20 protein-coding genes and 1 tRNA gene are annotated in these 25,480 nt (G+C 42.6%); 4 read left to right on the forward strand and 17 right to left on the reverse strand.

Features of this window, described 5'->3' with window-relative positions; all coding sequences use genetic code 11:
- The first annotated feature begins 272 nt into the window (after window positions 1-272).
- Window positions 273-1,181: a class I SAM-dependent methyltransferase gene (locus MSVAZ_RS12660; protein ID WP_231592234.1), complete on the forward strand. Its 909-nt coding sequence runs from the start codon at window positions 273-275 to the stop codon at window positions 1,179-1,181.
- A 219-nt stretch (window positions 1,182-1,400) separates the two neighbouring features.
- Complete coding sequence (locus MSVAZ_RS12665) at window positions 1,401-2,975, forward strand: ABC transporter substrate-binding protein (protein WP_232316089.1); 1,575 nt, start codon at window positions 1,401-1,403, stop codon at window positions 2,973-2,975.
- A 197-nt stretch (window positions 2,976-3,172) separates the two neighbouring features.
- Here MSVAZ_RS12665 and MSVAZ_RS21585 read toward each other — a convergent pair whose 3' ends face one another.
- On the reverse strand, window positions 3,173-3,304 hold the full coding sequence (locus MSVAZ_RS21585; RefSeq protein ID WP_269746774.1) for a hypothetical protein: 132 nt from the start codon (window positions 3,302-3,304) through the stop codon (window positions 3,173-3,175).
- Between the two features lie 527 nt (window positions 3,305-3,831).
- Between MSVAZ_RS21585 and MSVAZ_RS12675 the strand changes: the two genes are divergently transcribed.
- Window positions 3,832-4,917, forward strand: a complete 1,086-nt coding sequence (locus MSVAZ_RS12675; RefSeq protein WP_198146746.1) for a glycosyltransferase family 2 protein — start codon at window positions 3,832-3,834, stop codon at window positions 4,915-4,917.
- A gap of 612 nt (window positions 4,918-5,529) precedes the next feature.
- Entirely contained in the window at window positions 5,530-5,691 is a 162-nt protein-coding gene (locus MSVAZ_RS20465; RefSeq protein ID WP_157206089.1) for a hypothetical protein, read from the forward strand.
- 82 nt (window positions 5,692-5,773) lie between these two features.
- Here MSVAZ_RS20465 and MSVAZ_RS12685 read toward each other — a convergent pair whose 3' ends face one another.
- The 16 genes from MSVAZ_RS12685 to MSVAZ_RS12760 all read right to left on the reverse strand — a co-directional run bounded on the left by MSVAZ_RS12685 (window position 5,774) and on the right by MSVAZ_RS12760 (window position 25,406).
- Window positions 5,774-7,117 (reverse strand): beta-propeller fold lactonase family protein, encoded by a 1,344-nt coding sequence (locus MSVAZ_RS12685; protein ID WP_449288753.1) that lies wholly within the window; start codon window positions 7,115-7,117, stop codon window positions 5,774-5,776.
- A 226-nt stretch (window positions 7,118-7,343) separates the two neighbouring features.
- Window positions 7,344-8,513 (reverse strand): C39 family peptidase, encoded by a 1,170-nt coding sequence (locus MSVAZ_RS12690; protein ID WP_048121489.1) that lies wholly within the window; start codon window positions 8,511-8,513, stop codon window positions 7,344-7,346.
- Between the two features lie 1,223 nt (window positions 8,514-9,736).
- Window positions 9,737-10,045 carry a 30S ribosomal protein S10 gene (gene rpsJ / locus MSVAZ_RS12695; RefSeq protein ID WP_011021276.1) on the reverse strand — a complete coding sequence of 103 codons (309 nt, stop codon included), beginning with the start codon at window positions 10,043-10,045 and terminating at the stop codon, window positions 9,737-9,739.
- Window positions 10,046-10,081: 36 nt separating this feature from the next.
- Entirely contained in the window at window positions 10,082-11,350 is a 1,269-nt protein-coding gene (gene tuf, locus MSVAZ_RS12700; protein WP_048121492.1) for a translation elongation factor EF-1 subunit alpha, read from the reverse strand.
- Between the two features lie 353 nt (window positions 11,351-11,703).
- On the reverse strand, window positions 11,704-13,896 hold the full coding sequence (locus MSVAZ_RS12705) for an elongation factor EF-2 (protein WP_048121494.1): 2,193 nt from the start codon (window positions 13,894-13,896) through the stop codon (window positions 11,704-11,706).
- A 69-nt stretch (window positions 13,897-13,965) separates the two neighbouring features.
- Entirely contained in the window at window positions 13,966-14,532 is a 567-nt protein-coding gene (locus MSVAZ_RS12710; protein WP_048121496.1) for a 30S ribosomal protein S7, read from the reverse strand.
- Window positions 14,529-14,957, reverse strand: a complete 429-nt coding sequence (locus MSVAZ_RS12715) for a 30S ribosomal protein S12 (protein WP_048121499.1) — start codon at window positions 14,955-14,957, stop codon at window positions 14,529-14,531. Before MSVAZ_RS12715 ends, MSVAZ_RS12710 begins: the two co-directional genes overlap by 4 nt.
- A 106-nt stretch (window positions 14,958-15,063) precedes the next feature.
- A complete protein-coding gene (locus MSVAZ_RS12720; protein ID WP_011308589.1) occupies window positions 15,064-15,489 on the reverse strand; it encodes a NusA-like transcription termination signal-binding factor in 426 nt (141 codons plus the stop codon).
- 20 nt (window positions 15,490-15,509) lie between these two features.
- A complete protein-coding gene (locus MSVAZ_RS12725; protein ID WP_082091135.1) occupies window positions 15,510-15,806 on the reverse strand; it encodes a 50S ribosomal protein L30e in 297 nt (98 codons plus the stop codon).
- A 257-nt stretch (window positions 15,807-16,063) separates the two neighbouring features.
- Window positions 16,064-17,323: a DNA-directed RNA polymerase subunit A'' gene (rpoA2, locus tag MSVAZ_RS12730; protein ID WP_048121503.1), complete on the reverse strand. Its 1,260-nt coding sequence runs from the start codon at window positions 17,321-17,323 to the stop codon at window positions 16,064-16,066.
- Window positions 17,323-19,965 carry a DNA-directed RNA polymerase subunit A' gene (locus MSVAZ_RS12735; protein ID WP_048121505.1) on the reverse strand — a complete coding sequence of 881 codons (2,643 nt, stop codon included), beginning with the start codon at window positions 19,963-19,965 and terminating at the stop codon, window positions 17,323-17,325. The genes rpoA2 and MSVAZ_RS12735 overlap by 1 nt, the downstream gene beginning before the upstream one ends.
- Window positions 19,966-19,977: 12 nt before the next feature.
- Window positions 19,978-21,792, reverse strand: coding sequence for a DNA-directed RNA polymerase subunit B (gene rpoB, locus MSVAZ_RS12740; RefSeq protein ID WP_048121507.1), 1,815 nt, complete (start codon window positions 21,790-21,792; stop codon window positions 19,978-19,980).
- A 14-nt stretch (window positions 21,793-21,806) separates the two neighbouring features.
- Window positions 21,807-23,402 carry a DNA-directed RNA polymerase subunit B'' gene (locus tag MSVAZ_RS12745; protein ID WP_048121509.1) on the reverse strand — a complete coding sequence of 532 codons (1,596 nt, stop codon included), beginning with the start codon at window positions 23,400-23,402 and terminating at the stop codon, window positions 21,807-21,809.
- A gap of 211 nt (window positions 23,403-23,613) precedes the next feature.
- Entirely contained in the window at window positions 23,614-23,850 is a 237-nt protein-coding gene (locus MSVAZ_RS12750) for a DNA-directed RNA polymerase subunit H (protein WP_048121512.1), read from the reverse strand.
- An 88-nt stretch (window positions 23,851-23,938) separates the two neighbouring features.
- Window positions 23,939-24,015 (reverse strand) — tRNA-Lys (locus MSVAZ_RS12755).
- 620 nt (window positions 24,016-24,635) lie between these two features.
- Window positions 24,636-25,406: a UPF0280 family protein gene (locus MSVAZ_RS12760; RefSeq protein WP_048121513.1), complete on the reverse strand. Its 771-nt coding sequence runs from the start codon at window positions 25,404-25,406 to the stop codon at window positions 24,636-24,638.
- Window positions 25,407-25,480: the final 74 nt, after the last annotated feature.

Genomic DNA, 25,480 nt, shown 5'->3' on the forward strand with positions numbered 1-25,480 from the left:
TCACCTTTACATTTTACTCAGAATCCCATACAGAATATATATAAGTTATTTGCTATTTATCTTATTAAAATTATGAAATAAAGAGTATAAATAATAATTTATTGCTAATTATACTGATTTAAATACATAATCTTTATAAATAATAATACTAATTAATAATTTATTCTTACCCGATAAATGTAATTTTATGAAAAAAGATGTAAAAATTACAAACTGTCATACCGGCTCTCATAATATCAATTATCGTTACGCAATCATTACGAGGGCAATTTATGACGAGGTTCAGACTTTATGACGAGGTTCAGGCAGTTATTCAGGATGAGATGCCGTTAATCCAAATTAATTATGTTACAAACACTTTCGCTCTGGATAACAATGCTGTTCCAATAGAAACAGTGTTTAATATAATTTTATTTGAGGAATCGAAAATGAATGAAATATTAGAAATGAAAGATAAATTAGAAATGAAAGATAAAATTTTAGAATACTGGGACTACAGAAGTTCTGATTATCACACAGAATATGCCAAATGTATGGACGAGGAAATTGAGATTTGGAAATCTGTTTTTTCAGAAATTCTGCTAACGGATGAAAAAATCCGGGCAGTAGAAGTTGGAACAGGTCCTGGGCTTCTGGCAATCTCTCTTGCCGCAATGGGACATGATGTAACTGGTGTTGATTTGTCAGAAAATATGCTTGAAAAAGCAGCGAAAAATGCCAAAGAAAAAGGTGTAGATGTTTTGTTAGTACAGGGAGATGCAGAAAAAATTCCTCTAAATGATGGAGAGTATGATTTCGTTTTGAGCAAGTATCTTCTCTGGACTCTACCCCAACCGGATAAATTTATGGCTGAGTGTTGCCGGCTTTTAAAAGACGGTGGCCTTATGATGATAGTTGATGGCTTGTGGTTCCAGAACCCTGATGGGACAGAAAAGAAAAGCAGTCGTTATGAAAAGTTTAATGAATTGTATTCTGATGTTAAGCCGAATCTGCCTCTTGCGAAAAACAATACACCTGAGAGGATAACTGCCCTTGCACAATCTCATGGGTTTGATGCTGTTTCATGGAGGTTTTTGGAAGATTATGATGCGTTCTTGGAACGAAATGATCCTTCTGGTCATGCCTCAAGTTATATCCAGCCTCCGCATATGGTTCTTGCAAAAAAAAGAAGTCATAATTGATTAATCTTTTTTACTCTTCGTAGTTTTGTGTTATCAAGTTGTGCACTTAAGGCATTAAACACCTTCAGAGGACGTTATTACTTATCTTTTTTTATCTGACGATTCTTATCCGCACAAAACCGCGAAGATCCGAATCTCAATTTCCAGGAAAGTCAACAAAAAATTTACTTTAATTTATACTTTAGCTATGCTTTCACAGATTCACACAGAGTGTAGGTTATGAAGAAAAATATTTCAAAATCACAGGAAATCACCCGGGCTTTCGTAATGTCAGTTGTTGTACTTGCTGTAATTTTATGTGTCGGATGCGTACAAAGCGAAAATTCGGAAGAAAAGAATCTACGTATTGTTTTACACAGTGGCCCAGACACTGGTGGAAGCCTTGATCCTGCATATAAATGGGAAGGGTGGTATACCCGGCAGACAGGAATTTATGAAACACTGTTCTACTATGATACCGAGATGAGGCTCCAGCCTGAACTTGCAACAGGCTATAAACAGTTAAACGATACCGAATGGGAAATTCAGCTCCGCAAGGGTGTAACCTTCCATGATGGGACAAAAATGGATGCTGATGCAGTCATTTATTCCATTAACCGTGTACTTGACCCATCAAACAGCCGTTCTGTCGAATACTCATTTTTGGACAGCGTTTACAAAACCGGAGAATATACGGTTGTAATTAAGACAAAAGAGCCATATGCTCCGGCAATATCTGCATTTGCCGATCCGGTTATGTCAATTGTAAGTTCAAACGCAGAAAACCTGGATACCAAACCGGTTGGGACAGGCCCCTTTAAGTTTGTCTCATTTGAATCTGGAGCCAGTATGGATCTGGAAAAGAATCCAGATTACTGGGGTGGAGAACCCAAAATTGATACTGTTTCTGTACTCTTCAACTCAGATGGGGCTGCAAGATCGCTTATGATTATGTCAAAGGATGTCGATATTTCAAGAGATTTCCAGCGCAGTGACTATGCAACCCTTGCTGCAAATCCTGATGTCCAGATTGTATCCCAGGCAGGCCTTCGTACCTTCTTCCTGTATGTGAATGGCAATAAAGCACCATTCAATGACACCAGAGTCCGCCAGGCACTTAGTTATGTGCTTAACCGTCAGGAAATTGTCGATACAGCTTTAGAAGGAATCGGAGGGGTACCGGCTACTGGTATATTCTCAGGCTCGCTTCCATGGAATGCAAATGACCAACTTGCAACCTGTGATAACGACCAGAAAAAGGCACTTGAGTTATTTTCAGAGGCAGGAATCACAAAGGGTTCAGATGGGAAAATGTATTACAACGGTGAACCTTTTTCAATTGAACTTCTGATTTATACCAAACGTTCTGCAAATCTTCCTACCGCTGAAGTAATAGTTTCACAATTAGAAAATTTTGGAATTAAATCAACAATTAGAGTTGTCGATTCCAGTACTATCCCATCTGAATGTAGTACTGGAAATTATGATCTCTCTTTGACAGATTGGGTTACAGCACCAAGCGGAGATCCTGACTATTTCCTTTCGCTTCACTATCTTTCAACAGGTTCCTATGCTGCATGGACTGGTTACTCCAATACCAAAGTTGACGAGTTGATTCTCAAGGCCAGGACGACATTTGATGCGGATGAAAGGTATAAACTCTATGACCAGGTCCAGGTATTGACTCAAAATGATATGCCATTAATTCCGATTTTCTATGGTACAGATGTTTTTGCTCTCAGTTCCAATGTAACCGGATTTGAGATATATCCAAATGAGCTGACGGTTCTGACATCAAAGATCGACCTTAAGTGAACGTGTTCAATAGAGACAGTTGCCCGGGTTTATTTCATTAACCCAGGCAATTGCTGCTCTACAGAGGTAATATATCAAAAGAACTAAAATTCATCCAGGAAGGGATTACCATTAATACAACTTTTTTTGCCTGTTTCTGCGATGTGACATCGGTTTCAATGATGCAGGAACTTCTCCCCGGAAACGTCGCTTTCGCATCAGGACTTATTCTCGGGCTTTGTGGGCGTTGAAGGAGTAGGAGCTTCGATTATTGGATAGGCTGCTGATATCATGGGATCGCTTTCGGATGCAATGTTTCTGTTGATTACTCCTACGATATTATGTCCCATTCTTGCATTGTTTGTCCGGTATCCAGCAGGGAATTAAAAATTACAACTCACAATAATCAAAGTTGAGCTGGCGCATCCCGCTGCAAGCTAGCGTGGCATTCAACTGAAATAACTATTTATCCGGATAACATTTCTAAAAATACTACCATATATACAGGTGTTAAGACACTTTTCCATACGCGGTTGAACCTATAAAATATCTAACACCGGAACTGACAGTACCTAAATAGACTTTAAAATCGCAGAACTAGTGGGGTATCACATAAAAAGTGAACTTTATTCAAATGAAACTTAAATTTTTGTATAATCTGCAGTACTGTAATTTATTCTCCGTATATGTCAGTACAAAATTATCTATATATAGAAAAAGAGTGAATTGTAAATTTATAAGTTATAATATATTGAAATAACTTATCATACTAACATAAATCGTGTTATTATAAAATTAAGTTTTTGAAATTTAGTAATTAAACTCTATTATCGTCCCAGTGTATATAGTTAGGAGAAACTGCGAAATGGCAACTGTTATGCCCCAAAGAAACAACGTCATAGCGTTTGTGCCAGCTCATAATGAAGAGAATATAATTCGCTCGACCATAGAGTCAATTCTTACTCAAACTGTCAATGTCGATGTTCTTGTAATTAGTGATAATAGCACAGATAATACTGTAAGTATAGTAAGAAGTATGGCTGCCACCAATAGTCGGGTAAGTTTGATAGAAACTGTTGGAAATAAATATAAAAAATCTGGGGCATTGAACGCTGCATATCAAAATGTAGATCTCGATTCTTATGATTATGTGTTGTCAGTAGATGGCGATACAGTTCTGGCTCCCGATCTTGTTGAACAAGCATTAGTTGAATTTAAGCTTGACCCTCTGCTTGGTGCCGTGTGCTCTCGTGCCGGTGTAGTCAAACAGGAAACTAACGGATTTTTTGAAAAGCTAGTATATCACTGGCAGTATGTCGAATATGCAGAGTTCGACAGAAGCCGAGTTAGTCAAGATAGAGGCATTAAAGTTGCTCATGGAATGTGCACGGCATATAAAGTAGAAGCAATAAAAGCAGTCATGGCAAGGCGTATAGCTACTGGAAAACTCGATTGTGCTGTGTACGATGTGCATAACATTACCGAGGATTATGAGTTGACGGTGACCTTAAAAGAACTTGGTTATCATATTGCTGCCGGTTTTGGCATGTATGCCTGGACAGATGTCCCACTAAAACTAAAAGAGTTATGGAAACAACGGGTTCGCTGGCTTCGTGGCGGGCTTGATACACTGTGGGAGCATGGGTGGAATAAAAGCACCAGAAAAGACATCCTGAACGCTGGATTCTTCTGGATTATGCTTTCTTTCCAGATTATTCTGCTATATTATGCTCTGTATGACATAGTTAGGGGTGTTTATCTGCCCAATAGAGTGTTCATTCTGGTAATGAGTATAATGTACATAGACTGTGTTTACACACTTCGATATGTGCAAAATCCAAGTAAATGGGACTATCTTGTAAGAATGACATTTATTCCACAGCTATTTTATGCGTGGTTTACTATCGCCCAGCTAGTCTATGCATACTACTTGTTCCTCTTTAGACCGAATCAGGATTGGTAATATATGTTATGGATAAAGTACTTGCAAATGTTCATTTCCGTACTGATTCTGGCTGGCGTTTTTATAAAATTGTCAAGTGATGCGTATAAAACAAGAAGTTTACAGAAAAACAGGAATGGAATATTAAAATCAAACTGGAAAATACCTGACGAAATGATTCAAAAAGCAGATTTTAAATTTGACAAATCTGAAGTGCTGTTCATCGACAAATAGAGAATCAACAAAACTATATAGTTTATAATAGGTTTACTGATTCTTGTCTTTTGCTTCAGCAAATTTTAATAACGTAGCTTCTACGACTTGCGAAGCTTAGTTTTTCATTTTGTGATTGCGAGGAAGGTACTGTCAGGTTAAACTTGCCTTTCAAAGATGTGTGATTTTACGTATCTAGAGACTTTGTTTGTGTATGCCTAATAAAAGAATAGTCCTTACGGTAACGATTTTGTTAGGATGACAGGTATTTCTTTAACAAAATTTTTGAAAGATTTTAGTTTTCGTACCTGTAGCTTTATTTTTTCTAGAATCAAAGTTGCGCTGGCGCACCCCGCTGCAAGTAACGGGTATGTTCGCGCCACCGTTTCAAATTCGACTGAATAAAAGAACACGCAAATTATGCATATAAAAGACCTTCTGAACAGTTCAAGCCTGCTTGAGAAATACCTTGGCAAGAAAGTCATGTTTCCGGAAGTAGGAGAACTAAAATTAGCTGTCGGCTTGGCTTTTGATCTTACTGCCAGGCGAAGTGAAACCAACTACAAAAGACCGGGGGATTAGCCCTTCTTTTTTTTCAAGAGGCTGAAAACAAACACGCAAAAGACATTATGCCATTCAGCTGTCTGGCAATCCAAGCCCTGTATTACTTCTTGCTGAACTTCCACCCTCCATAAAGACAGATCAGACTTTCAAATAATAAAAAACCTGGAGTAGAGATATTTTTGCTCGAATCGTTTTCACCTGGGCTATTGCCATTATCAGATTCAGAATTATTATTGTTTGAATTATTGAATTCAACAGCTTTTTTCTCTTCAGATGACGAGAATTCAGTTTCTTCGACTCCTATATCTTCAGTTGCATTGGAAGCTGTCCTTGTGCTTTGACCAGTCATATTAGTATATATAATAGGCCCAATGGCAACTCCAGTAGGATAGTTTATAGTATATTTTCCTGAATTCACAGTTGCTATAACTTTGTTTGTAGCTGTGTCAATTACGGATACATTGTCGCTTTCGGCATTTGTCACATATACCTTTTTTCCGTCCGGTGTGATTGCAACTCCTAAAGGAGTAATTCCTACATGAACTGTGGCTGTAACAGTGTTAGTTACTGTGTCAATTACAGAAACAGTGTTACCGGGGTCATTGTAGTTACCGGAGTTTGTCACATATGCCTTTTTTCCATCAGGACTGACTGCAATATCACTTGGGCTATTTCCTACGGATACGGTGGCCGTAACATTGTCTGTAGCTGTGTCGATTACAGAAACTGTGTTGCTGTCTAAATTAGTCACGTACACCTTATTTCCGTCAGGAGCAAACGCAACTTCATAAGGACTATTTTCTACAGATATAGTGGTTATAACTTTGTTTGTAATCGCGTCAATTACAGAAATAGTATTGTTGAAAGGGTTCGTAGCATAGATTTTTTTTTCGTCAGGACTAATGACAACATTACGAGTAATCATCCCCACATTAATCTGTGCCATTAAAGTATTTGTAGATGTGTCAATTAAAGAGATATTGGTGCCATCACGGTCCGTCACATAAACTTTTGTTCCTGCAGGGTTGACTGCAACTTGCATAGGATAACCTCCTACATCCACTGTGGCACTAACCTTATTCGTCGCTGTATCAATTACAGAGACAGTAGCAGTGGAGATCCCTGGGGTTACCACATATACCTTTGTTCCTACAGGGTTGACTGCAATATCTCTAGGCCAGCCTTCTACAGGCACAACGGCTTTAAGATTGTTAGTTGCTGTGTCAATTACAAAGATAGTTTCGGTGGCGATTCCCGGACTCGTAACATATGCAAATGGAGCTGCACCTGTGATACCCACCAGTATTAAAATCGCAAGTGCAGTTATTCCAAAAGCTCTTATGAGGGTACCTTCTCTGCGTGCTTTATTAGACATTCTAACAGATGAGAGTGGAACAAAAAAATTGTTAAGGAGTGTTATTAATATAGTTTTACTTTTTTTCATCTTTCAATCCCCTAAGCGATATTTATCTTTTATACCAATGCTATTATAAAAAAATAGTACTTGTGGTATTTTTTTAATATGTATATTAATATATAGTCATTTACACAAGTTTTTAACAAATATATTAAAATAAAGAAAGCTTTGATAAACTCGCTTTCTGGTTATTTATATAAAATGTATATTCAATCTTTGAAATCAGAAATTTATCGAATTATCTTAGAAGATTTCAGCGCACATATATACGCTTTTTTTCTTTACTGGAGCCCAATTCAATTTTTGGTGTACCATTCGAGCCTTCAGGCATTGGATCGTTAATATAAATATAGAAATATCCGTTTTGAATTAAGTATCCGTTACAAACTCGAAAATGATTTGGATTGGTAAGCATACTGAAAAAAGGTCTCCTCTTGTCAATTTCTGTAACAATTTCCGAATTAGTCATACTATTATCTATAGTTCCCGTTTTTCCCCATTTGTTTTTAGCCCATTTTACTATGTCAGCAGATGAGAGTCCAGACTCGGGTTCCGGATCTTTCCAGGGGAAATTGTAATATATAGACTTTTGCGTTGGAGTTGGATATCCATAGTATAAAGAAATCATTTGAATACATGCTGGACCACACCAATACTCATTTTGTTGCCCACGAAGAGGAACACCAAGTTTTTTACTTGTTGAAGCCATTACCTCCATATCGCCACTTATTTTTTTAATATCTTCTTCAGTGACTGCCGTATTAACATCAACTCCTTTATCGACTGCTGCTTGTTCTATAAATTTTGTGAGCTGATCACTTTTCTTCCATTCCTTTAAATTTTCTTCAACTCCATTCTCCAATTTCATTTCATGCATTGACCAAACCCCAAGCTCGGTTTCAGTTTCAGGTTTATCTTCTACCTCTTCAAGGGTATATGCATCTACAAATATCCGATGTTCAACTCCAGTGGTCTTATCTTTTATAACGGTCATTGCCCCTATGCTTGGGTAGCTGTATACAACCAAATTGGTTGATTTGATTTCTCCAGTTGGATAATTTTTCTTGGCAATTTCTTTTGACTTTTTCATGGCTTCTGAAGCTTTATAAGGTATAGGATCAAATGCAATGTCATTGAATGAATTTCCCAGCGTTTTATTGGCATAAATGTCAATTGTACCTATCAATTTTTTTTCTTTATATACTGAAAATTGATAAAATAATTTCTGACCATTTATGTCATAAAGCTCAATTGGTTTGGGATCAATAGATGCTTCTGTCCAGTTTTCAAAGCCTGGTGCATCGGCTGCTATAAAACTTATCATTTGTGCATTTGCGTGCTCAAAGGCTTTCTCTGCAGTTACAGAATAATTATCCTCTTTCTGTGCACTCGACTTTGTTCCAAAATCCAGTGATTTTTGCATTTTTGATCGAAAATCTGAATTAGCAAGAAGAATTCAGTTGGCTCTTCGCTGTTTTGTATGGGCTGAAAATGATTGCTTAGTTAAAAAGTAGCTAGACTAAAAAGAGAGACATCAAGCTTGAATGTGATTTTCAACAACAAACGTTTCTATATTTTAAAGATGTTGCTTTAACATTTAAGAGGCAAATGGTTATTTATCCACTCAGAACAGCGAAGAACCATCCCGTTTTTCTCAAAATCGATATTCGCTATCTAAAGATTTGAATCACTAAGTTGTATTACACGGATGATGACCATTTACAAAATCTAGTGATTTTGAATTTTACATTCATCACTAGATTTTGGTACTGAGTCGTGCACTCACAGCTGGTATCAACGCCATAACCAGCATTGTCAAAAGAAGTATTCCTATTCCAATTTTATTCTTAACCATTTATTTCACTCCTAGATTTTTCCCTAGGAGGCGGAATCAGGCAAGCTTAAATACAGACAAAGCTAACATAATAACTGCCTCTTAGGGCATCTTTTATGGAGTTCGTATGAACCGGGAAAGTACATTTGAACTCCATAAACTTCTCTTTCTTAACTCTTTATAACTTTTCCGGCCAATTTCTCTAACTGTGTGATTCTTAAACGAATTTTGAGTCTGGATTACTTTCCAATATTTTTATTGTTTAATGATTTGGCCATAAATTATTTATTTGAGTATTATGCCTCAACTCATATTCAAACATACATATAAAAGAAAAGATTAGTTAATTTTAGAATAAATAAGTTTTATTCAAGTTAATGAAAAATAAATATAGTCTTTTTTGTTTATAAATTATCCAATTCTGATTATATTAGTGTAATCAATTAAAGAGTTCGAAGGACGGGAACTTACCGTTATTGTGAGTTTACGGAATTGATCCTTCTTTTTTCCTAAAAAAGAGAGTAAAAAAGTGAAAAAGAAAAAATAAGGTAAAAAAGGTAAAATAAGGTAAAATAGGGTAAAAAGGATGCTATTAAGGATAATATCTACAAACCCATATCTAAGCAAGATCATATCTACAAAAAGACGAAATTTACATAAACGCTGGCGGAAAGGACGTCTGAATTGACGGCCGCCGGCAGATTCCTCATAAATTTATACTGAGGAAAACAATATATTCTAAAGTAAAGAAGTGAAAAGGAATTTGCAAGACCGGGTACAGAATGTTTCTGTAGCCTGTCTCTATTTCTCGATTATCCTTCGAGTACGATTTCGATATTGATATCTTTAGGAACCTGGATTCTCATAAGCTGGCGAAGTGCCCTTTCATCGGCTGCGATATCGATGAGACGCTTGTGTACACGCATCTCCCAGTGGTCCCAGGTTGCAGTTCCGTCTCCGCTTGGGCTTTTTCTTGTGGGAACTACAAGTTTCTTTGTGGGTAGCGGAACAGGTCCTGAAATATTAACTCCTGTTCTTTCCGCAATGGATTTTACCTGATTGCAGACTCCGTCCAGATCTTTGGGGCTGATGCCTGACAATCTTATTCTAGCTTTCTGCATACCTTTTTTCTCCTTAAAAAATGAAAAAGGAGAGTGTTATTTCTGCTTAACACTCATGCACATGCCTGCGGCAATTGTCATACCCATATCACGGATAGCGAACCTGCCGAGCTGTGGAATTTCTTTTACTGGCTCAATTACCATCGGCTTTGTTGGTTTGATGGTAACGATTGCTGCATCTCCGGCCTTAAGGAAGGTCGGGTTTTCTTCCTTTACCTGCCCGGTCTTCGGGTCCAGCTTCTTGTTAAGCTCGATCAGCTGGCATGCGATCTGGGAAGTGTGGGCGTGGAAAACAGGGGTATATCCGGCAGTGATTGCGGATGGGTGCTGCAGAACGACAATCTGTCCTACAAACGTATCAGCTACTTTTGGTGGGTTGTCAACATGGCCACAAACATCTCCTCTGCGGACATCGGCCTTGCCGATACCACGAACGTTCCAGCCGATGTTATCTCCTGGAAGGGCCTGTGGAATTTCTTCATGGTGCATCTCAATGGATTTTACTTCACCAGTTGCTCCGCCTGGCATGAAAACGACCTTGTCGCCCTTCTTCATGGTACCGGTTTCGACTCTGCCTACAGGCACAGTTCCAATACCGGAGATTGTGTATGCATCTTCCACAGGGATCCTGAGAGGGAGAGTGGATGGTTTTTCAGGCTGTTTGAGGTTGTCGAGGGCTTCCATCATGGTTAAGCCCTTGTACCAGGGAGTCTTATCACTGTGTTTTACGACATTATCCCCGTTGAATGCAGAGATAGGAATGAAGGGAATTTCAGCTGGCTTGAACCCGATCATCTTAAGGATACCGGATACCTGTTCCACGACTTCCTTGTATCTTTTCTCGCTGTAGTCTGAAGCATCCATCTTGTTGATTGCAACAATAAGCTGGTTGATACCGAGAGTTCTGGAAAGGAAGATGTGTTCCTTAGTCTGGGCCATTACACCATCAGGGGCTGCAACGACAAGGACAGCGGCGTCAGCCTGGGAAGCGCCTGTGATCATGTTCTTTACGAAGTCACGGTGGCCTGGACAGTCTACCACTGTGAAGTAGAACTTATCTGTGTCGAATCTCTTGTGAGCGATGTCGATTGTTATACCTCTTTCACGCTCTTCCTTAAGAGAGTCCATAACCCATGCGAAGGCGAAGGATTCCTTACCCTTCTGCTTTGCTTCTTCCTTATACTTCTCGATAATGTGTGCAGGTACAGCTCCTGCGTCATACATTAAGCGTCCGACGAATGTTGATTTTCCATGGTCAATGTGACCAATCACTGCTAAGTTCATGTGCGGTTTGTCTGCTGCCATATTATAATTCTCCTGTAATTCTGGATGAGTTTCATTCGTATATCAAATATTTACTATATTAAGATTAGGGCGGATCTCAATACTGATTCATCTTTTCTATATTCTTTTGTCCGATCAATATTGTTAGTTTTCTCTTTCCGGATACTCTCTTGAACCGCCACTTGGTAAATTTCCAGTAGTCTGGACTGCTTTCCCCAATATAGGCATACCTTATTTTAAAGTTTTCCGATTGGCCGTATTCCCAAACCAATAGGGATACTCTTCCCTTCCAGATCAGTCCGGGTACTCTTGTCTATCCTTTTCGAGGACAGATATATCCATAAAATATTAAGGAAAAGCGGAAAAGATTCCGCTTACATTGAAAGGAAGTCAGAAGCTTTGGGCAATTCTTTCTTCAGGCCCTTCCTTTCTCTGATCTGACCCACAATTTCATTCTGAATACTGGTAGGCACAGTGTCAAAGCCTCCGAATTCGGTGCTCCACATGGCACGTCCTTCAGTTGCAGACCTGATCTCACCTGCAAATCCGAACATCTCAGCTACAGGCACTCTGGCCTCAATAATTGCCAGGTCTCCTTCCGTACTCATGTTAAGAATAATTCCACGGCGGCCCTGCAGTTCCTTTGTTGCACCACCCATTAAAAGCTGGGGCACCTGAACAAAAACCTTCTGATAAGGTTCGAGCAGAGTGTCGTCTGCCGTAAGCATGCCTGCCTGAATAGCCTGCCTTGAAGCTGGAATGACCTGAGCCGGACCTCTGTGAATTGCGTCTTCGTGAAGCTTTGCATCTACAAGCACACATTTCACGTTTGCTACAGGTTCCCTTGTAAGCGGGCCTGCACGCATGACTTCCTCAAACCCATCAAGTATGAGTTCCATTGTCTCATTCAGGTACTGGATACCTTTGGTCATATCAATAAAGATATTGGAATTGAAGATCCCGACAATGCCTTTTGCTTCTTCTTTCTCCATTCCGAGATCGATAAGCTTCTGCCTGCGTTCAAGTTCAGGCAGATTCATATGGATATCACCGGACTTGATAGCATTGACAATCTCAAGGTCAAGGGGTTCCACATAGATATAGAACCTGTTGTGCCTGTTTGGAGACTTTCCTTCCATAGGTTCGATCTTTTTCTTAATGGTTTCCCTATAAACGACAATTGGCTTGCTTGTGGTGATTTCCACATTCTTGTCTCTTTCGATCCTGTGGGCAATAACCTCAAGGTGAAGTTCTCCCATACCTGCCATCAGGTGTTCCCCGGTTTCCTCATCAAGAGTGATCTGAAGGGTTGGGTCTTCCTTTGCAACCTGTCTGAGCACTTCAATCAATTTAGGCAGGTCTTTGGTATGCTTTGCTTCCACAGCCACAGTCACTACAGGTTCACTCACGTGCCTGATGCTTTCGAAAGGTGCCATTCCATCAAGGGTTGTTACTGTGGACCCTACGATTGCTTCTTTTAAGCCGGTAACTGCAGCAATGTTTCCTGCAGGAATCTTGTCCACCTCAAGCCTTTCCGGACCCATGAAGATACTGACCTGCTGGACTCTGCTTTTCTTTGCAGTCCCTGAGGTAAAGACCTCCATACCACGGCTAAAAGAACCGCTAAACAGCCTTCCTGTTGCAACTTCACCTGCGTGGGGGTCAACTGAAATGTCAGTTACCATGAACGCAAGGTCTCCGTCTGCATTTGCATGGGTCATTGAAGTTCCGATTTCGGAGTCCTCGTCTCCATGCCAGATTACCTTTACCCTGTCCTTCTGTGCTTCAAGAGGGTTTGGCAGGAAGTGAATAACCATATCAAGAACAGCTTCGTGTAGAGGACACTTTTCTGCCAGGGATTTCATGTCTCCGGCTTTACAGAACTCATACACGTCATTAAAAGAGACCCCGGTTTTCTTCATCATGGGCACACTGATTGCCCAGTTATAAAGGGCTGACCCAAAAGCAACAGTACCGGCTGCAGCATCAACTCTCCAGCCTGCCTTGTACTTTTCAGGGTTCATGTTCTTGATGAGCTTGTTCACGTGGTCAATAACTTTTCCAAGGCGGACCTGCATTTCCTGGGAATCGACCTGGAGCTCATTGATCAGCCTGTCAACCTTGTTAACGAAAAGTACAGGCCTGACATGTTCCCTGAGTGCCTGCCTTAGAACGGTCTCGGTCTGGGGCATTGTACCTTCAACTGCGTCCACGACAACAACAGCCCCATCCACAGCTCTCATGGCACGAGTGACATCCCCACCAAAGTCGACGTGTCCGGGAGTATCGATCAGGTTAATCAGGTAGTCTTCGTTATCAAAAGTGTGAACCATGGAAACGTTGGAGGCATCGATTGTAATACCTCTTTGTTGTTCCTCTTCGTCGGAGTCCATGAATAACTGTCTGCCTGCAAGTTCCTTGGAAATCATGCCGGCACCGGCTAACAGGTTGTCCGATAATGTAGTTTTTCCGTGGTCAATGTGCGCAACGATCCCGATATTTCTTATCTTTACCGGTTCATTCATGAGCGACGTTACGCGCTCGACCATTTTCTTCCTTCGTCCCATGCTAATACCTTGTAAACAAATGTAATCTAGATCTATAATTTCTTATATCGAGGCAACCCGCATAAGCGATTAACGTGCTGCCTTTGCTACTCTTTCCTTTGCATCCTTCCTGTTGATAGCGAAGGACTTCGTGTCACGATTTGCAGCGCCTATTAATTCAGTTGCCAGGCATTCCGCAATCGAGCGCTTGGATTTGAAGGCTGCATTGTTGGTTCCCATACTGATGTAGCGCAGAGCTGTGTCCACACGCCTCTGGGGTGCAGTGTCTACTGCTTTTGGCACGGAGATTCCGCCGTACTTAAGCCTCACTACTTCTTCCCTGGGACCTGCGTTGGCAATGGCATCCACAAGCACCTGGATAGGGTTCTGCTTGGTTTTCTTGTTCACGATGTCGAAAGCTTCTTCAACGGCGCTGAGAGTCTTCTGCTTCTTTCCTGTGTTTACCTCGGTCCTCATCAGGTTATTTGCCAGACGTTCTACAATCGAAATTTCTGATTTGTTAAACTGCTGCCTGGCATGCTTTCCACTGCTGTGAGGAACAATAACAGGAGTAAGACTGACATAGCGCTTAATTCCTAGGTCTCGGACTTCAACTTCAGTCGGGTCCCATTTGCCGAATATCTTCAAGAAAATCATCTCCTGGGTTTTTCCAATCTGCCGATGACCATCTGGTTCAGGGACACGTTATTTACGGCAATAACTTTGAAGCGTACGCCTGGAATATCACCCATAGCACCACCCATGCGGCCTCCAATCCTTTCCACAGTCACTTCATCGTGTTCATCAATGAAATTCACTGCGCCGTCTCCAGGACAGAAAGCAGTTACCTGACGCCCGTTTTTAATGAGCTGGATTCTTACGCACTTGCGGATAGCTGAGTTTGGCTGCTTTGCTTCAACTCCTACCTTTTCTAACACAATACCCCGACCCTGCGGCGCACCACCAAGCGGATCGGCTTTCACATTCAGCCCAAGAACTCGCCTGCCGTAGTATGTATCTTTCCAGCGGGCATTTTTCCTGGTTTGTTTGAGAATATTAGCTGCATATTTTCCTTTAGCCATTGTTAATTTCTCCAAATTCGAAATTGATCTCAGTTTTCTAGAGGCATACTGGATGCCAGATTGTCCTTCAACGCCGGATTAATGGATCAATGTAAATTAAGTTAGATTACTGCAGGATCACATCTTCTATATTATGATGGCGACGGGCAAGCATCTTTACTTTTTCTATATTTTTCCCATTGCGGCCTATGGCAAGCCCCTTCTCTTTATTGGGTACCTCTACATAAGCTAATCGCTTGCCATTTTTGTTTATAATGTTTACCGAACTCACGGAAACAGGTCCGAAGGCGTTCTTCAGGAAGGTGACAGGTTCATCTGAATATTCCACAAGTTCTATTGGTTTGTCCAGAGCCTTTTTAACACGGTTTATATTCTCCCCATTTCTGCCTATAGCAAGTCCCATATCACCCTGTTTTACGACATATACGAGCCTTTCCTCTTCAGGAATGCAGTCGAGGATTTTAGCTCGTGTCATATTTTCAAATAACGCAATGTACTGGATGCTTTCTGCAGTAAGTCTTATTTCACCCAAGACGTTGCCAACTCCTTCTGTTAAACTGTAGCAGCCAGGATATCGGATTCTCCTACTTCGAGGATTGCCATGGCTGCAATCGTAAAGGGCTTACCGCATACGGGCCCGAGTTCTACACTTGTGCCTTCGTATTCCAGGACAGGGACATTTGTTGCCTGAACTTTCTTTTTAATTTCTTCGGGGCAGTTTGATGCCAGGACCACCATTTTTGCAGAACCATCTACAGCTGCATCCACGGTCCGGTTGGCTCCAACTATTACTTTTCCTGTTTTCACAGCCTTGATAAGAGATTTGTCAACATTGATCTTCATTTTCATCAACTCTGTCTCAAATGAGCTCGTCTACTCTATCTCTTTCCTAATAAAGATTTTCCAAGCTCGGTGAATATATGGTACTCTAAATACCTGATGCCTTATATTTATTTTCTGGTTATGATCCTCACAGACTCGAGTTTCTGCATCAGGATTTTCCGAGTTTTGTAAAGGTAATGAATACCTGATCTGAAGTGGTCTTCTATCAGGCTACGAATTTAAATAATTATAGGTTGAGTTTCAGGTTTTTTGCCCTGAGACCTTCACTCTTCTGCTGCTTCTGCTGCTTCTGCTGCTTCTGCTGCTTCTGCTGCTTCTGCTGCTTCTGCTGCTTCTGCTGCTTCTACTGCTTCTTCGATTTCATCTCTTCTTCTGGTTATAAGATGCACGTCTCCGGTACCCATACGGATAGGCTGGCCTACGATAATATTTTCCGTGACCCCCTGGAGTTGATCCACATCACCGCGCATCCCTGCATCCAGCAGGTGATTTACCGTAACTTCAAAAGCTGCACGGGCAAAGACACTTGCCTTTTCACCTGAAATTCCATGCCTTCCTATCTGTTTTACTTCCCCGTCACAGGTCATAAGATCAGACACGAGCATAATATGTCGGATGTCCACAGTAAGACCCTGTTCACGTAGGGTATCTGTCGCTTCCTTAATAATCGCATTCCTAGCAGCTTCGATCCCAAGCACTTCATAAATTTCATTAATATTATTTGTACTTGTTCTTGTCTTGTCCACACCTTCGAACTGAAGCACTTCACGCAGGGCCGAACCTTCAGTATAGAGTGTATATTCTTCCCCTTCCTTACGGACTACCACACGCTTGATCCCTTCTATCCCTTTCAGGGTGACATTGTGGATACTTTTTGCAAGCTGGAGAAGCTCCCTGTAAGAAGGCTCTCCCGGGGCAATAATAATCTGGTTGTCTATATCCGGGGAAATGGTAACCATTACATTCAATTCTTCATTGAACCTTTCTTTTACCTGGTCTATAGTAATATTCCTGCCTTCCATCGCCTTCTCATGCAGGTCAATTATCAATTTCATCTGGGAAAGGTCAGTGGTCACATCAGCAATATGGTCGATTTTCGTTGCTTCAATTTCCCAGGCAAGAGCTCTTGTTTTTTCCCTGTCGTAAGCATAATCTTCAGGATTATCTTTAGAAAGGGCAATTGTCATCATAGGAGTACTCGGAATTTTTCGAGCATCCACAATTTCTATAAGACGGGGCAGACCGAGAGTAACGTTAATCTCAGCCACACCAGCGTAGTGGAAGGTACGCATTGTCATCTGGGTACCCGGTTCCCCTATAGACTGAGCTGCAACCACACCGGCAGCGTCACAGGGCTCAATGCATGAGGTATGATACTCTTCCATTACATTTTCTATAATCTCTTCCATTTCCTTCTTACTTACTCCGGCTTTGATGACATCCTCTCTGAGAGTATTAAGGATATTTGAAGGGAGAGGCAGATCTTTTATCATACTATCGATTGTACTTTCACTGATACTCATCAGGCCACCTCCCGGTTTGCTATGGAACGGACAATCCTGTGAATTGTATCGGGTTTGCTGAAATCGCTTTTTGTAGGGTTAATCCCATCTTCTCCATATTTAAACTGCACGAGCACACCTCTGGTATCCCTGACTGTAAGGTCATACTGGACCTCAAGATCCTGGAGCGCATTGACAAGTCTCCTCTGCAGGTACCCTGATTGCGATGTCCTGACTGCGGTGTCCACAAGACCTTCCCTACCACCGATTGCATGGAAGAAATATTCAGTCGGGTTAAGCCCGCTTTTGTAGCTTGCCTTTACGAACCCGTGGGCATCTGAACCAAGATCCCCCTTCTGGAAATGGGGCAGTGTCCTACCTTCATACCCTCTGCGGATACGTTCACCACGCACGGCCTGCTGGCCAACACAGGCTGCCATCTGAGTAAGGTTCAGGATGGAACCTCTAGCCCCCGAACGGGCCATGATAACTGCCGAATTTTCAAGCCCCATATGGCTGTCTGCTATGTTACCTGTCTCGTCTCTGGCCTTTCCAAGCTTCTGCATGATGCTCATTTCAATTGTCTCATCAAGGGTTCTTCCAGGAAGAGGTTCAAGCTCCTTATTCTGGTAAGATTTGATGAGGTTCTGCACAGCATCTTCAGCTTTGCCGAGGACTTCATTGATCTGGATCCTGGCTTCTTTCGGAATATCTTCATCAGCGATTCCGAAACTCAGGCCTGTCCGCATAATAGCCCTAACTGCAAGCATGGTCATATTATCTATAAAGCGAGCTCCGGCTTCAGGGCCTATTTCCTTGATAATACGGTCCTGAACTTTTCCTTTGAATGCTCCGATGGCTGCCTCGTCTATCGTTCCTTTAATGAGCTCCCCGTCCCGGATTACCACATAGGCATCGTTCGGGCACTCCTCTTTCTTGCAGGTATCGCAGTGCGAGCAGACCTGGGCTGCAAACTGTGTATTAAGGTTTTTAGGCAAGATCTGGCTGAAAATTTGCTTTCCTGTCCAGTAGGGCTTTCCGTCTGAATCGTGCCCTGCAGGAGAAGGCAACTCTTTGATACCGCTTTTTCGGAGCATATCGTAAGCGTCATCGGCGGAGATGTGATTCTCAAAACGTGTCAGCAGGAAAAGCCCTGAAATATGGTCATGGATCCCGCCTATAATAGGACCGCCGAAACGCGGGGAAAGAATGTTTTCCTGAACCTGCATCAGGATCTTTGCCTCAGCCCTGGACTCTTCGGTCTGAAGGGCGTGCATGTTCATCTCGTCCCCATCAAAGTCAGCGTTATATGGAGGGCATACAGCAGGATTCAGCCTGAAGGTCTTATTCGGAAGCACCTTCACAGAATGAGCCATAATACTCATCTTGTGCAGAGACGGCTGCCTGTTAAAGAGTACAATATCTCCATCCTTTAACTGACGTTCAACTGTCCATCCGAACTCCAGCTTTTCGGCAAGGTCGTCTTTGTTTACATTAGTAACTTTTATACGTCTGCCATCGGGACGCAGTACATAGTTTGCTCCTGGGTGTATATCCTCCCCATTGCGCACGTAAATCTTGAGCTGTTCTATATTCCTTGGTGTTACCACCGAGGGCATTGTCAGGATCCTTGCAATGGGCATAGGAACCCCTACCTCATTAATACTCAGGTTTGGGTCCGGAGAAATTACCGTACGGGCCGAGAAGTTAACACGTTTACCTGACAGACTTCCTCTAAAACGCCCTTCCTTACCCTTTAAACGCTGAGAGAGAGTCTTTAATGGCCTGCCTGACCTGTGCCTTGCAGGAGGTATCCCTGAGACAGAATTGTCAAAGAAGGTTGTAACGTGATACTGAAGGAGTTCCCAGAGGTCTTCAATAATAAGCTGAGGAGCGCCAGCTTCCCTGTTTTCCTGGAAGCGCTGGTTAATTCTGATAATGTCTACGAGTTTGTGGGTCAGGTCGTCTTCACTACGCTGCCCAGATTCAAGGGTAATCGAAGGACGGACCGTAACAGGAGGTACAGGCAGGACGGTAAGGATCATCCATTCAGGCCTTGCATTCTTCGGGTCCATTCCTATAACCCGAATATCGTCGTCAGGGATATTCTCAAAACGGTCCCTTATCTCGGTAGGGGTCAGCTTCTCCCCGTTTTCGAGATACTCGCTGGGTTTTTCAAATTTAATTTCCAGCTGTTCCTCGTTACAGTAGGGGCAGGTCTTTACTTTGCTGGCCTCTTTATAAGCCTCGTTAATCAGGTCATCAGGCATATGCCCGATTTCCTCAATGCCTATAAGCTGGTCCAGAAAATGCTGTTTCTGCGCAGAGTCAAGCAGAATCCTGCTACATTTTCTGCAGGTTGCCCTGAGAAGTTTTCGGATTACTTTATTGAAACCAACGTGAACCACCGGGGCGACAAGTTCAATGTGCCCGAAGTGTCCAGGACATTCGCCTGCTCGCCCTGAACAGGTCTTGCAGCGAAGCCCGGGGTCAATAACTCCGAGTCTCGTGTCCATAAGCCCCATGTCAATTGGAAATCCGTCATCGTCGTAAGTGTCGGCTGTGATGATCGGAGTTGAACTCATTTTACGGATCTCTTTTGGAGACAGTAAGCCGAATTTAATAGAAGCAATTCTTTTCGGAATTGGAGGTACATTTGCCATATCCGCCTCACCTCATACCGCATCTTCAAGTTTAAGCCTGGGCGCAACTCCCAGGGATTTGATTTCGTCCAGCAGTAGCTTGAATGCATAGCTCATTTCCACAGGGTATATATCCGTGTCAGCCCCGCAGGTTGAGCAGAAAGCGACATTTCGCTGCTTATCATACGTTGCAATCATTCCACAGTGAGAGCAGACAAGTTCCACAACCTTGTCCGACTCGTCAAGCAGCCTTTCTTTTAATGACATGGCAGCTCCGTGCCCTACCAGCACATCACGCTCCATTTCTCCGAATCTGAGACCACCTTCTCTGGCTCGGCCTTCGGTTGGCTGGCGGGTAAGCACCTGTACAGGTCCACGGGACCTTGCATGCATCTTCGAAGTAACCATGTGGTGCAGTTTCTGGTAGAGAATGACCCCAACAAAGACATCTGCAGGGATCATCTTGCCGGTTGCTCCATCGTAGAAAATTTCTTTTCCGGTATGGGCAAACCCATGCTTTTTCAGGGCTTCTCTGAGGTCTTCTTCGTTCTCCCCTGAGAAAGCTGTTGCATTAACCCGTCTGCCTTCCATAGAACCTACTTTTCCCCCAATCATTTCCAGGACGTGACCTACAGTCATACGGGAAGGAATTGCATGTGGGTTGATCATCAGGTCCGGAGTCAGGCCGGATTCCGTAAACGGCATATCTGCAATCGGGACTTTCAGGCCGATAACTCCTTTTTGCCCGTGCCTTGAAGCGAATTTGTCCCCAATGTCAGGAATCCTTTCATCTCTTACTTTTACTTTGGCAAGCCTGGTTCCGTTAATGGATTCAGTCAGGATAACCGTGTCAACAATTCCGGTTTCATTTGACCGCATTGTGATCGAGCTTTCTCTCCTCTGCTCTACTGAAATCCCGAAGTCTGATGGTTCTTCAAGGAACCTTGGTGGACTGGTCTTTCCGATAAGCACGTCGTTGGGGCCTACCGGAGTTTCGGGATTTACAAGCCCATCTGTATCCAGGTTCGCATAGGCTTCTGCACTGCGCGCTCCACGGTATTCGGAGTCAGGGATCTCGAACTTGTCTTCCTGTCCACCCGGATACCTGCGTTCTTCTCCTTCAAAAGTCCTGAGGAAGTGACTTCTTCCGAGGCCTCTATCAATTGAGCCTTTATTGAAAATCAGGGCGTCTTCAATGTTATACCCTTCATAGGACAGGATTGCGACCACAAAGTTCTGGCCCGCAGGTCTGTCATCAAAACCGATTGCTTCAGAGGTTCTGGTTCTGGTCATTGCTCTCTGAGGGTAGTGAAGGACATGAGCCCGTGTATCAGGTCTGAGCTTCTGGTTTGCGGTTGCAACCCCGATACACTGTTTGATCATGGCTGCACCCATGGTGTTACGCGGAGATGCATTATGTTCAGGATAAGGCACCATTCCCGTAGAGATTCCAAGAATAAGTTCAGGATCAATCTCCATGTGAGTGTGCTTTGGAGTAAGGTCAGCCTCATAGAGTCCTATGTAGGCATTTTCCTCTTCTTCGGCATCGAGATACTCTATGCAGCCTTCTTTTACCAGGTCATCAAAGTTGATTTCTTTGTTCTTAATTTTCTCTACGTGCTCTGGAGTTACCTTGAGAGCCCCGTTCTCCACAACCAAAAGGGGTCTTCTTGCTCTGCCCATGTCGGAGTTTATAATTACTTCTCTTGTATTGTTGTTAAGAGCGACATTGACCTGCCTAGATATGAACCCCTGCCGCCTCATCTTTCTAAGCTCGTCCACAAGTTCCGCAGGGTTATCGTGGGTCCCGACAAGCTCCCCGTTTATGAATACTTTTGCTTTAGTCATCTGGCATCGACCCCTCAATCACCGAACATTGATCCGGCATCGTCCATATCTGAATAATCGTAAAACTCATCATCTTTGAATTTGCTTTCGCTTTCCGAAGGCTCTTCATATTCTTCAACAACCTCTTCTCCGAACTCATCAAGTATGGTTTCTTTTATTTTGGCCGGGATTTCAGGTACCTTTACAACCACGCGCTCGACATTCAGGTCATGAAGGATTTTTTTTATCCCGTCGATATTTTCGATACCTGTTGAAAGTTCAACCATCTCGGCAAAGTTTTTCACCAGGCCACAGTTCGGGCCTTCAGGAGTTTCCGAAGGGCAGAGCCTCCCCCACTGGGTTGCATGCAGGTCTCGGGCCTCAAAGTGAGGCTGGGCTCGTGAAAGGGGCGAAATTACCCGGCGCAGATGGGAAAGCGTGGAGATATAGTCGTTTCTATCAAGGAGCTGAGACACACCTGTTCGTCCTCCAACCCAGTTTCCGGTTGCCAGAGGGTGCTGCAGGCGATCAGTCAACACATCGGCCCTGACTATTGTTGCGACGTTCAACTCCCTGTTTCTCATATTTGCGCGCTCGAGCTGGTATTTTATATCTCTTGCAAGCCTGTTGAAGGATACCCTGAAGAGATCTTCCATCAGGTCTCCTGCGAGTTTTAGCCTTTTATTTGCATAGTGGTCTTTATCATCTTCCGAACGCTTGCCAAGGGCCAGCTCAAAACAGGACTCAGCCATTCTTGCAAGGAAGTGAGCCTTGGAGATCCTGTCTCTCATGTCGTTTCCAAGATGAGGGAACAGATACCTGTCAATAACGTAGTTTGCTCTTTTTATCTGGTATTCCTTGGCCTGACCTGCAGCGACCCGGGCCCCGATTTTCTCGATTGCTTCTTCCTGGGTCTCGACTTCGGCTTCTTCAAGGTTTTCCAGCATGAACTTGATAATTTCAGGATCGCTTGAAACTGCATTTACAATATCTTCGTCAGTTACAATCCCAAGAGCTCTCATCAGCGTAATGAAGAAAACTCTGCCTGAAATAGAAGGGAAAGAAACCTCAAGCAGGGACTTTCGTCCTCTTTCTACGATTACGAGAGCCCTGTATCCGCGTTTTTGTGAGAAGACCTTTGCGACCTCTATCATATCGCCGTATCTCTCGCCATACTCTACAAGAATTTTGTTAGGGGCGAGGTCTTCAAGGGTCATAACCACCCTTTCGGTACCACCGATAATGAAATATCCCCCAGGGTCAAGCGGGTCTTCTCCATACCGTACTTTTTCGGTTTCGCTAAGCCCTGGAAGGTTACATATCTTGGATTTGACCATGATAGGAAGCTGCCCTATTTTTGCTTCCATTACTTCAGACTCAACTCCTTCTTTTACCACGCTCATTTCGAGGTAGAGAGGACCTGAGTATGAAAGGTTCCTGAGCCTTGCCTCGTTGGGATAGAGTTTTTCGATTGCCCCGTCGGCTTCCTTTACCACAGGATGTTCTACCCGGATTTTTCCAAGTTTGAGGTAGGTATCCTCGATATCGGTTTCTATTGTTCTCTGTTCATCTATGATTTTTTGCAGCCCGTAATCTATAAACTTGTTAAACGAGTCTATATGGTGCTGCACTATCTTGTCCCGTGTAAAATAAGCCTGCGACAGTATACTTGTTTCTAACGCGATGATAGCACCCTCTTTGCTTTATTAAAATGAAAATCAAGAGATTCTGATCCTTGGATCGATGTGCAACTGTTGAGTTTTGCCATACGATGGTGCATGGAATTCAAAAAGGCATTCCGTAAAGAAAATTTGATCATACAAGCGGTTTACTCCCCTCCGCTTATTCGATCACAAGTCTGTAGTAATCTGCCTCCCCTGCAGTTTGACTTTTTCTTGTGATTTTCACTACGTCTCCAACAACAGCTCCTATTTCCTTACAAACAGGGTCGTGCACTTTGATTTTCGGAAGTTGCTCCTTTTCAATGGAATACTTGCTTAAAACAGACTTTAACTCGCCTTCAGGCATGATTTCATGTTTAGGGACCGACTCATGGTCGAGCAGGCTGAATTTTGTCAAATCCTTTCCTCCAAAAATAAAGTATTCAAAAAATTTGTCAGATCATTTCTCCCGTGGATGGCCTTTCCGCCGGGTATAATTAAGAACATGGCGGGCCCGTAGGGATTTGAACCCTAGGCCGACTGGTTAAAAGCCAGTCGCTCTGCCTGACTGAGCTACGGGCCCAGTTGCTTTTTTCTTCACTTTACTTTTTTGCACCTGGATATTATTTCATGCTACCCTGCTGCCCCGCTGCCTCAGGGAGCACCTATCACACCAGTGCAACCCTCTAATTCCAGCTATTCTATAAATAGTTTATGGTGAAAGTGCCTATTCTTTTATAATTTTTGTACATATAAGTTAAAATTGTTTCTTTCGTGACGAATTTCAACCAAATTTTTTCCAATTTTGCCGGAAAAATATATGTACGAGAATTTTCAACTTTTTAAAAGTAAGGCCAAGAATTCAATTTATTTCTCTTATTTACGGGTAACTTGAGACTTTTGCCCCGATTCTTAATAATGTCTCGGTTTTCCCGATAGTCACCCTCTCCAAAAATAAAGTACTAATCAAAGATTAATCAAAGTCAAATCCAAATTTCTAAATTTAAACATTTTTAAAAAATGGAACTCGGATGTAACTGGGATTTCTGAACCTCAATGTTCCTATCTTTTTGTAGTTATGAGTAAGAGCAATAAGACAAAGTAGAAAATCAGATTTGAGGATGAGTTCTGGGTAAACTACCGCCAAACTAAAGATTTAGTGGCTGAGCACCATATAATCATGTTAAGGGGAGCATCGGAGAATCACGCTTTAGTTATATACTCATACCTGACATCTGCCCTCGTAATCCCTGGCACCTGTCCCCACATGCCAATATATTCTCCCTGGATTACAAGTGCTCCTTTTATTCCTGAAATTCCCTTTACGGCTTTGAAAGAAGACTCTACAGATTCCTTTCCTATACCTACCTCATTTCCAAGAGCCGTTGCAGCCGCATCTGCCAGGGAAACGTCATCTGAAAACACTGCAGCCGCATCTGCCATCCCGAAGCTGATTGAAGGGCCAACTGTTCCTGCTGAGGTGCATACGCCTGTAATCGAGTCTCTGGTTTCGAACACCAGCCCCAGGTTTTTAATAGGGGACTGTCCTGCATAGATCCCAACCACAACAGGCCTGTCATTGATGAGTGCAATATCTCCGCCGTTATCGACAATAGCATACTTTGCTCCTGCTTTAACCATTGCTTCCACAGCAAGAGCCGAAATCGTACCTGCAACCGCACTCATTGGCCCTATACCCATAGTGTTTCCTGCTTTTACCATCCTTCTTACAACCTCAGGGGCATTTTCAGGGCATTCGTAGGGTTCGAGAGTAAGCTGAAAATAAGGATCGGAAAGAATGTAAGTCTCAAGGGCTGCCCTGTGGATGCGTATCGCTTCTTTTGCGGCTTCGATATGGGCCTGGTTATCGGCTGCAATAGTAACTATGGTTTCCTTGAGCTGGAAATGTTCTTTAATTGAGGTATTAACAGTTTTTTTATCAGAGTCTTTAGCAGGTTTTATGGGGTCTTGCATGTTGATCCAGATAGGTTTTATTGCTTAAAAAAGAGGTGCTTCCCGAATCGCTGCCCGATATGTCGCTCAAATCG

The sequence above is a fragment of the Methanosarcina vacuolata Z-761 genome (assembly GCF_000969905.1).
Taxonomy (GTDB): domain Archaea; phylum Halobacteriota; class Methanosarcinia; order Methanosarcinales; family Methanosarcinaceae; genus Methanosarcina; species Methanosarcina vacuolata.

Excerpts from the sequence above, each read along its gene's own strand:
- MSVAZ_RS12760 (WP_048121513.1), bottom strand. The coding sequence starts at position 25,406 with ATGCAAGACCCCATAAAACCTGCTAAAGACTCTGATAAAAAAACTGTT.
- MSVAZ_RS12665 (WP_232316089.1), top strand. The coding sequence starts at position 1,401 with ATGAAGAAAAATATTTCAAAATCACAGGAAATCACCCGGGCTTTCGTA.
- MSVAZ_RS12690 (WP_048121489.1), bottom strand. The coding sequence starts at position 8,513 with ATGCAAAAATCACTGGATTTTGGAACAAAGTCGAGTGCACAGAAAGAG.
- rpoA2 (WP_048121503.1), bottom strand. The coding sequence starts at position 17,323 with ATGAGTATCAGTGAAAGTACAATCGATAGTATGATAAAAGATCTGCCT.
- MSVAZ_RS12715 (WP_048121499.1), bottom strand. The coding sequence starts at position 14,957 with ATGGCTAAAGGAAAATATGCAGCTAATATTCTCAAACAAACCAGGAAA.
- MSVAZ_RS12725 (WP_082091135.1), bottom strand. The coding sequence starts at position 15,806 with ATGAAAATGAAGATCAATGTTGACAAATCTCTTATCAAGGCTGTGAAA.
- MSVAZ_RS12735 (WP_048121505.1), bottom strand. The coding sequence starts at position 19,965 with ATGGCAAATGTACCTCCAATTCCGAAAAGAATTGCTTCTATTAAATTC.
- MSVAZ_RS12685 (WP_449288753.1), bottom strand. The coding sequence starts at position 7,117 with ATGAAAAAAAGTAAAACTATATTAATAACACTCCTTAACAATTTTTTT.
- MSVAZ_RS12710 (WP_048121496.1), bottom strand. The coding sequence starts at position 14,532 with ATGATTTTCTTGAAGATATTCGGCAAATGGGACCCGACTGAAGTTGAA.
- MSVAZ_RS21585 (WP_269746774.1), bottom strand. The coding sequence starts at position 3,304 with ATGGGACATAATATCGTAGGAGTAATCAACAGAAACATTGCATCCGAA.
- rpoB (WP_048121507.1), bottom strand. The coding sequence starts at position 21,792 with ATGACTAAAGCAAAAGTATTCATAAACGGGGAGCTTGTCGGGACCCAC.
- MSVAZ_RS12660 (WP_231592234.1), top strand. The coding sequence starts at position 273 with ATGACGAGGTTCAGACTTTATGACGAGGTTCAGGCAGTTATTCAGGAT.
- MSVAZ_RS12705 (WP_048121494.1), bottom strand. The coding sequence starts at position 13,896 with ATGGGACGAAGGAAGAAAATGGTCGAGCGCGTAACGTCGCTCATGAAT.
- MSVAZ_RS20465 (WP_157206089.1), top strand. The coding sequence starts at position 5,530 with ATGCATATAAAAGACCTTCTGAACAGTTCAAGCCTGCTTGAGAAATAC.
- MSVAZ_RS12675 (WP_198146746.1), top strand. The coding sequence starts at position 3,832 with ATGCCCCAAAGAAACAACGTCATAGCGTTTGTGCCAGCTCATAATGAA.
- tuf (WP_048121492.1), bottom strand. The coding sequence starts at position 11,350 with ATGGCAGCAGACAAACCGCACATGAACTTAGCAGTGATTGGTCACATT.
- rpsJ (WP_011021276.1), bottom strand. The coding sequence starts at position 10,045 with ATGCAGAAAGCTAGAATAAGATTGTCAGGCATCAGCCCCAAAGATCTG.